The 7,888-nt window shown below is 70.8% G+C and carries 3 protein-coding genes and 4 pseudogenes; all 7 read right to left on the bottom strand.

The features are described from left to right. Positions 1 to 267: 267 nt before the first annotated feature. A complete protein-coding gene (locus UG55_RS45975) occupies positions 268 to 3,057 on the bottom strand; it encodes a WD40 repeat domain-containing serine/threonine protein kinase (protein ID WP_066067786.1) in 2,790 nt (929 codons plus the stop codon). 197 nt (positions 3,058 to 3,254) lie between these two features. Then, a partial coding sequence (locus tag UG55_RS13300; RefSeq protein ID WP_242424280.1) for a hypothetical protein occupies positions 3,255 to 3,971 on the bottom strand: 717 nt, incomplete at its 3' end. Positions 3,972 to 4,215: 244 nt separating this feature from the next. Further along, positions 4,216 to 4,752: pseudogene (locus tag UG55_RS13295) on the bottom strand (two-component system response regulator); the annotation flags it as partial. A gap of 1 nt (position 4,753) precedes the next feature. Next, positions 4,754 to 4,938, bottom strand: a pseudogene (locus tag UG55_RS47155) (response regulator); the annotation flags it as partial. 61 nt (positions 4,939 to 4,999) lie between these two features. Next, positions 5,000 to 5,114, bottom strand: a pseudogene (locus tag UG55_RS36525) (hypothetical protein); the annotation flags it as partial. Position 5,115: 1 nt separating this feature from the next. Further along, positions 5,116 to 7,653, bottom strand: a pseudogene (locus tag UG55_RS13290) (ATP-binding protein); the annotation flags it as partial. An 84-nt stretch (positions 7,654 to 7,737) separates the two neighbouring features. Continuing rightward, a partial coding sequence (locus UG55_RS36520; RefSeq protein ID WP_242424282.1) for a HAMP domain-containing protein occupies positions 7,738 to 7,888 on the bottom strand: 151 nt, incomplete at both ends.

Genomic DNA, 7,888 nt, shown 5'->3' with positions numbered 1-7,888 from the left:
CCCAGACGTCCACCGACGGGATCGTGGACATCGAACAGCCGGCACAGTGCGCCCCCCACACCAGCCCGCAGCCGCCACCCNCCGCACCCCGCCGCCGGCCCAACAACCGCGATATCCCGCCGATCAGACAGCCACGTCACCCGAAGCGCTTGGCGTCACCCGTAGCCCGGCCTGGCACCGACTTTTACCCGGGGCTCAGCGCGCCACCGCACTGTGGCCAAAGACCACGACCCGCTGACCTGGACGCCCGCCGCCGCGGACGGCGGATCAGTCGCGCTGGCAGGGCGGTGAATAGTGCCGGGCTCCGACATGCTCCCGCCACTGCGCGCGCGTGATCACATTCTGGATGCGTCCGCAGATGCTCTCCCGTGCGACCGCGGGATCCAGCTCCCAGACACGGGCCGCGTTACCGTCCGCGACGGCGAGTGTCCGGCGCCCGGCCTCCGCGAGCGCGAGACCAACAGGTGCCTCCGGGCCGTCGGCCTCACCCTCAGCCTCGGCCTCGGCCTCGCCATCGGCCTCGGCATCGGCATGCGTGTCGGCATGCGTGTCGGCATCTGTGTCCGCATCTGTGTCGGCGGCTGTGTCCTCATCAGTGGCTGTGTCGGCGGCGCTGTCGATGGCGGCGGCGGTCGCGGTCGCGCTGTCGGCGGCGCTCTCGGTGCCACCAGGCAGGGACAGGGTCAGCCGGGGCGAAGGCCGGGCGGGGCTCGAAAGATCCCACAGGGAGACGCCTCCACCGGCCGTGGCCGGCCCCACCACGAGCGCCTTCCCGGCGGCGGCGAAAGCCAGGGCGCCGGCGCCCCCCTCGGGTGCGAACGAGGTGAGCCGGTGCAGTCCGCGAGGGTCCCGCGGCCGATAGATCTCCACGATCGACCGGGTCTGTGCCGGCGGAGCGACCGAGGAGGCCACCGCCACCGGCGTGGCAGCGGCCCTCTCGCCGGTGGCGACGACGGGAAGGCCCGCGGTGGCGACTGCCAGCACCTGCCCGTCAGGTGAATAGGCCGCACCGGTGACGACGCCCTCGCCGCGCAGCGCGGCCGCGCGGCGCGGGGACTGCGGATCCTTCAGCGACCACAGCGAGAGGCGCTCGGTACCACCGATCAGGAGCTGGTCACCGGCAGGGGAGAAAGCCAGCGCCGTGATCGGGCCCGCCGTGCGCAGGGCGGTGAAGAGCCCGGGCACACGCGGATCACGGACGTCCCACAGCCGCAGCATGCCATCGGAGGAGCCGGTGGCCACCGTGCCACCGTCCTCGCTCACCGCGATCGCGCCGACCGTGCCGCTGTGCCCCGCGAGCGCACCGAGGCGCTCGACCGTCCCGTCCGAGATCACCCGCCACAACTGGACGCTACTCGGGCCGCCGGGCCGTGCGGAGGGAGAGTCGGCCGCGGCCGGGAGGGCGGCGCCGGCGGCAGTGACGATGATCGTGCCGGCGGACGCGGCCTGCCCGGGCGGCGACAGGTAGGCGACGGCGCTGACCGCCGCCCCGTCCAGCGGGAAGTCCGTGAGCTGCCGGTATGCCGTCGTGTCCGCCAGATCCCAGAGGGCGGCGCCGGTGTCGCCGCCGGCGACCAGGCTCCGCCCGTCCGGCGCCACGGCGAGCGCCCGGACCTCGCCCGGGAGATGACCGGCCCGCCGCACGGACGCTTCCACCAGCGCCTGGGCGGCGGCCGCGGTCGGGGAGATCTCATAGGCCGCGACGGCGAGCTGACCGGCCAGCTCCGGCTGATCAGCAAGGAGCGCCCGGGCCTGGCCCGCGATCTTCCTGGAGTCACTCGCCGCCGCGTGCGCCCGGACCGTGCCGACAGTCTCGATCACCAGGGTGACGGCCGCCAGGCTCGCGATACCGACGACGAACAGGTGGAAGAACCGGTTCGCCATGCCCGTTCGCCCCTGGGCGGCGGCCGGTTTCGCCGCCTCCGCGGGCATGAGCGGCTCGGCCGGCTCGGCTGCAACCACCGGCTCGGCTGCAACCACCGGCTCGACCGAGCCTCCCCGCACCGCCTCGGTGGGCTCCACCGCCTCCGCAGGCTCCACGGGCAACGCGGGCTCCACGGGCAACGCGGGCTCCACCTGGACGGTTTCGGCCGCGGGCGCCGCGGGCTCGACAGGCGCGGGCTCGACCTCCGCGACGGGCACGACGGGGTCAGGCGCGTTCGCGGCTTCCGGGCTCTCCCTGACTGCGGGGACGGACGCGCCGCCGATCGGCGGCAGCCGGGTGCCCGGACGATCCGCCAGCAGCTCCAGCAGTTCCGCGGCCATCGGCCGGCGGGACGGATCCTTGCGCATCGCCGCGCTGACGACCTCGACGAGCCTGGGCTCCAGGCCGACGAGGTCCGGCTCCGCGTAGACGGCCCGCTGCAACAGAACCTGCGGTGTGCCGTTACCGAACGGGAGCCTTCCGGTGGCGGCAAAGAGGATCACGCCACCCCACGTGAAGATGTCGGACGCAGCCGTGAGGGGCTGCCGCAGAACGTGTTCCGGGGTAATAAAAGCGGGGGTGCCCATCCCCGGGCCGGCACCGATCCGGTTCGCCACGGCGACGGTGTTGAGAACGCGGGACAGACCGAAGTCGAGCAGTCGGATTCCATCCGGGGAAAGCAGCACATTTGCCGGCTTCAGGTCGCCGGAGACGAGACCGGCACCATGGAGCCCGGTGAGCGCGGACACAAGTGCCACCGCGAGGTCCCGCACCTCCCCAGGAGGCAGCGGACCTGCGTGCGCGACCCGGTGAGCCAGCGTCGGAGCATCGACGAAGGCCGTCACGACGTAGGGAGGCTGCGCTGAGGTGTCCGCGTCGATGATCTCGGTGAGCGACGGCGGCGCCAGCGCCCGGACGGTCTCCAGGTCCGCCCGCAGCCGTCGGCGGAATTCGTGGTCGCGGGCGAACGGAGCACTGATCACCTTGATGACGACCCAGCGGCCGGCCGGCTCCCGGGCAAGATAGACCGGCCCGGTTCCAGCCTCAAGAAGCTGGCGTTCAACCGCATACGGCCCGATTGAAATCGGCTGATTGCCCCGTGAACGCTCGAGGTGTCGCCGGGCAACGACCACGGGTCGGCACCTCCGAAATATTTGTGAAACCCCGTGACGGGACGTCGCAGTGACATCGGACGTATCCGCATGTTATCGACGCGCCGGCGGCCCGAACGGGCCGGTTATGCCTCGCGCTCGCCGAGAGCCGCCGCGACGGCGAGCAACAGCCCGGGATGCCGGTACACCGCGGCCGTCGTCAACGGCCTGCCGCCAANGGCGCTGAGCACCTCGTCCCGACGCGGGACCTGCGCGCATCGCCCACGCAGCAAGGCGGCGAGCGTGAGGAGCCCACCCAGGTGGCGCTCCAGCACACCCGCATCCGGCCCCGGCGCGCCCCCGAGCCAGATCAGATACTGATCAAAGGTCATGATTTCCCACACAACCCGGTCTGTCACCCCCGCGGGCACCCTCGGACCACCCCGAGGACCACGGGAACCACCCGGCCCACCCGGCCCGGTCGGCCCGGTCGGCCCGGTCGGCGAGTGATGCACGGTGACAAGGTGTGGGACGCGCACCAGCCCCCGCCCCGTGACGGTTCCCTCCGCCGGGCGCGGCAGCTCGGGCCGGTGATCCGCGACGACCACCCGGCCGGCCAGGGCGTGCGCGACGCGGGCGTCGTGCAACCGGCCGGCGAAGCAGACCGCGAGCGCCGCGGTGTCGGTCGGCGCGTACCGCGCGTGCACGGCGACCGCGGTGAGGTCCGCCACGCACACCAGCCCGACGGCGGTGCGGGCGGCCTGCGGGGGGTCGATGGTGAGGAAGTCGACGCTGGTCACGATCCGCCCCGCGGCGGGGTCGCCGGCAGCCACCGAGCACACCAGGGAGTCCGGCGCACGCCGGACCCGGTTGATCGTGATCAGACCATCGGCATAGGGCAGGTTCAACCGGGGCAGGTCCGCCGCGGCGATCGCGTGCGGGTCGACGCCCGCCATCGCCCCCGCCCCCTTGTGTACGTTCCAGCTAGGGAGACCTTACAAGGGGTCACGGGCAACAACGCCCAATTTCACAATGAGATCCACCCGGGGCAACAACCAGCCCCACCACCTACTCGCCACATCACACCGTGACCACACGGGCACCCCGGCGTCACAGCCCGCCGCCAGCCATAGGCCACCAGCCGCCAACCGCCAACCGCCGGCCACCAACCGCCGGCCCCCGGCCCCCGGCTTCGACGCCCTACTCGGCTGCGCCGCCCGACGACCGGGCGAACGGCTGCAGCCGGGCCACCAGACCCCGGACCTCGGCACTCGCCGCGGCCAGCGTCTCCTCGTTCGAGGTCGCGGCCCCGTCGAGGAGCACGTCGAGCGCGATCAGACGCTCGGCCACCTCGGCGATGAGGTCGAAGTCCCGTACCCGCTGATGGACCAGCTCCGTCAACCGTTCATTTTTCTCAAACAGTTCAACGAAAACGCTGACCTTGGCGCGCAGCAACCACGGGTCGAAGGGCTTGGCGATGTAGTCGACCGCCCCGACGGCGTAGCCGCGGAACGCATGGTGCGGCTCACGGTCGATCGCCGTGAGGAAGATGATCGGCGTGTCCCGCGTCCGCCCACGCTGCTTGATCCGGTGCGCCGTCTCGAAGCCGTCCATGCCCGGCATCTGGACGTCCAGGAGGATGACCGCGAAGTCATCGATGAGCAGACGCTTGAGCGCCTCCTCGCCCGAGGACGCCGTGACCAGGTCCTGGTCCAGGGAAGCGAGGATCGCTTCCAGNGCCATCAGGTTGTCAGGCCGGTCATCCACGAGGAGGATCTTGCTCCGTGGTCGCTCCACGTCTGACGCGCCCGCGGTGTCGACAGGTCCGCCGGTCCGCTCGGTCACCCGCCTGCCTCCTCCTTCGCCGGTCGGCCTGGCCGCCCATGATGACGACACCACTGTTCCACCATCGCCGATCGGCATGTCCGGGCCATCACCGGCCCGTTGACGCCTACCCAAATGCGCACCATACGCGATCTGATCATCACAGATGTGACCGCATCACTCCGAGAAGGTGATCAAGATCGACCGGCTTCGTGATGTAGTCGGTCGCTCCGGCCGAAATGCTCTTCTCTCGGTCACCGGGCATGGCCTTGGCGNTCAGGACGAGGATCGGCAGCGGAGCGAACGCCGGCATCGCCCGGATGGCCGACGTCGTCTCGTTGCCGTCCATGCCCGGGAGCATGACGTCCATCAACACAAGGTGCACAGGCTCGTTGTCCTGCTGAAGCATACGGATGGCATCGTGGCCGTTGTCGGCGTAGAGCACCCGCATCCCGTGCATCTCCAGTGCGCTGGTCAGCGCGAACACGTTTCGCACGTCATCGTCCACCACCAGGATGGAGGCGCCCACAAGCGGGTCGGTGCTGTCCAGGTTCGAGGCGGGTGGCCGCGCCAGCCCCGCGGGGTCGGTGAGGAACGGCGTGCCCACGCCGGCACCCAGGTCGGCGGCCGGCGACTCCGACCCACGACTGGACCACAGCGTGGGCGCTCCGACCCGTGACACCCCGGACAGCTCACCGGACTGGCCGGCACCACCGGAGCCGTCACCGCCCGTGTCCACCGACCCGCCGGCGCCGCCGGTGCCGCCGGCACCGCCCGGCCGACGGTCCGGAGCGACCAGCGCGGCATGCTCGACTCCCGCCAGCACCGGGCCGCGGTCACGGTCGCCGCCCGCGTCCGGCCGCGGCCGGACCTGACCCGCGCCGTCCACGATCATGAGGACACCGTCGGGCTCCCCGGGAATCACGCCCGCGGGCACCTCGGTCGGCATCACTGACGGCACGAACAGGGTGAACGTGCTGCCCTGCCCGATCTGACTGGACACCGCGATCGAGCCCCCGAGCAGCCGGGCGATCTCCTTGCTGATCGACAGCCCCAGCCCGGTGCCGCCGTAGCGGCGGGAGGTGGTGCCGTCCGCCTGCTGGAAGGCTTCGAAGATCATTCTGAGCTTCTCGGCGGCGACGCCGATTCCGGTGTCGCTGACCGCGAACGAGAGCACCATCGGCGCCGAGCGCAGGCTGGGCGCGACGAAGGGGGTGTCGGGCGGGGCGACGGAGATGTCCAGTCGCACGGTGCCCGAGTCGGTGAACTTCACCGCGTTCGACAGCAGGTTCTTCAGCACCTGCTGGATGCGCTGCTCGTCGGTGACGAACTCCGCCGGCACGTCGGCGGCCACGCTGATCTCGAAGGTGAGGCCCTTCTCCTCGGCGGTGGGCCCGAACACGCCCGCCACCGTGTCGCACAGCGCGGCGGTGCGCACCGGGCCGGCGTCGACGTTCATCTTCCCGGCCTCGACCTTGGAGAGGTCCAGGATGTCGTTGATCAGCCCGAGCAGCTCCGAGCCGGCGGAGTGGATGGTCTCGGCGAAGTCGATCTGCTTCTGGCTGAGGTTGTGATCCGGGTTGTCGGCCAGCAGCTTCGCCAGGATGAGCAGGCTGTTCAGCGGGGTCCGCAGCTCGTGGCTCATGTTCGCCAGGAACTCGGACTTGTACTGCGAGGACAGCGCGAGCTGCTCCGCCTTCTCCTCCAGGCCGATCCGGGCCATGTCGATCTCGGTGTTCTTCTCCTCCAGCAGCGCCGCCTTCTCCTCCAGCTCGTTGTTGGTGCGCTGGAGCTCGACGGACTGGGAGCGCAGCTCCTGGGTGAGCCGCTGGGACTGCGCGAGCAGCTCCTCCGTCCGGGCGTTGGCCATGATCGTGTTCAGGACGACCCCGATGGTGTCGACGAGCTGGTCGACGAGGGTGAGGTGCAGGTCGGAGAACGGGGTGAAGGACGCCAGTTCGATGACCCCGAGCACCTGGTTCTCGAAGATGACGGGGACCACGACCAGGTCACAGGGTGGGGCCTCGCCCAGACCGCTGCGGATGTTGAGGTAGCCGGCGGGGACGTCCTCGACCCGGATGCGCTTCTTCTCCAGTGCCGCCTGGCCGATCAGCCCCTCGCCGAACAGGAACGTGCCGTCCGAGCGGCGCCGCGGCACCGATCCGTAGCCGGCGACGTAGCGCAGCTTGTCGCCCTCGATGAAGTCGAGCAGGTAGACCGTCCCCTGCTGGGCGTTCACGGCCGGGGTCATCTCGCTGATGATCATCTGGCAGACCGTGTACAGGTCCCGCTGGCCCTGCATCTTGCTGCCGATGAGGGCCAGGTTGGACTTCAGCCAGTCCTGCTGGGCGTTGACCTCGGTGGTCTCCCGCAGCCGGGCGATCATCTGGTTGATGTTGTCCTTGAGCTCGGCGACCTCGCCCTCGGCCTCCACCGTGATGGAGCGGGTCAGGTCACCGCGGGTCACCGCGGTCGAGACGTCGCCGATCGCGCGGAGCTGGATGGTCAGGGTCGAGGCGAGCTGGTTGACGTTGTCGGTGAGGTCCTTCCAGGTGCCGGCGACGCCGGCCACCGTGGCCTGGCCGCCCAGCTTGCCCTCGACGCCCACCTCCCGGCCGACCCGGGTGATCTCGGCCGCGAACGAGGAGAGCTGGTCCACCATCGTGTTGACGGTGTCCTTCAGCTCGGCGATCTCGCCCTGCGCCGTCACCGTGATCTTCTGCGAGAGATCGCCGCGGGCCACCGCCCTGGTCACCGCGGAGATGTTGCGGACCTGGCTGGTCAGGTTCCCGGCCATCGAGTTCACCGACTCGGNGAGATCCCGCCACACACCCGACACACCCCGCACGTGCGCCTGGCCACCCAGGTTCCCCTCGGTACCCACCTCCCGGGCCACCNGGGTCACCTCGTCGGCGAACGACGAGAGCTGGTCCACCATCGTGTTCAGGGTTTCCTTGAGCTCAAGGATCTCGCCCTGGGCGGTGACGGTGATCTTCTGCGAGAGGTCACCGCGGGCCACCGCCGTCGCCACGAGCGCGATGTTGCGGAC

It is taken from the genome of Frankia sp. EI5c, assembly GCF_001636565.1.
In the GTDB taxonomy this organism is placed as follows: domain Bacteria; phylum Actinomycetota; class Actinomycetes; order Frankiales; family Frankiaceae; genus Parafrankia.
The sequence above is the reverse complement of the archived record's forward strand: the minus strand, read 5'-3'. Positions and strand labels throughout refer to the sequence as shown.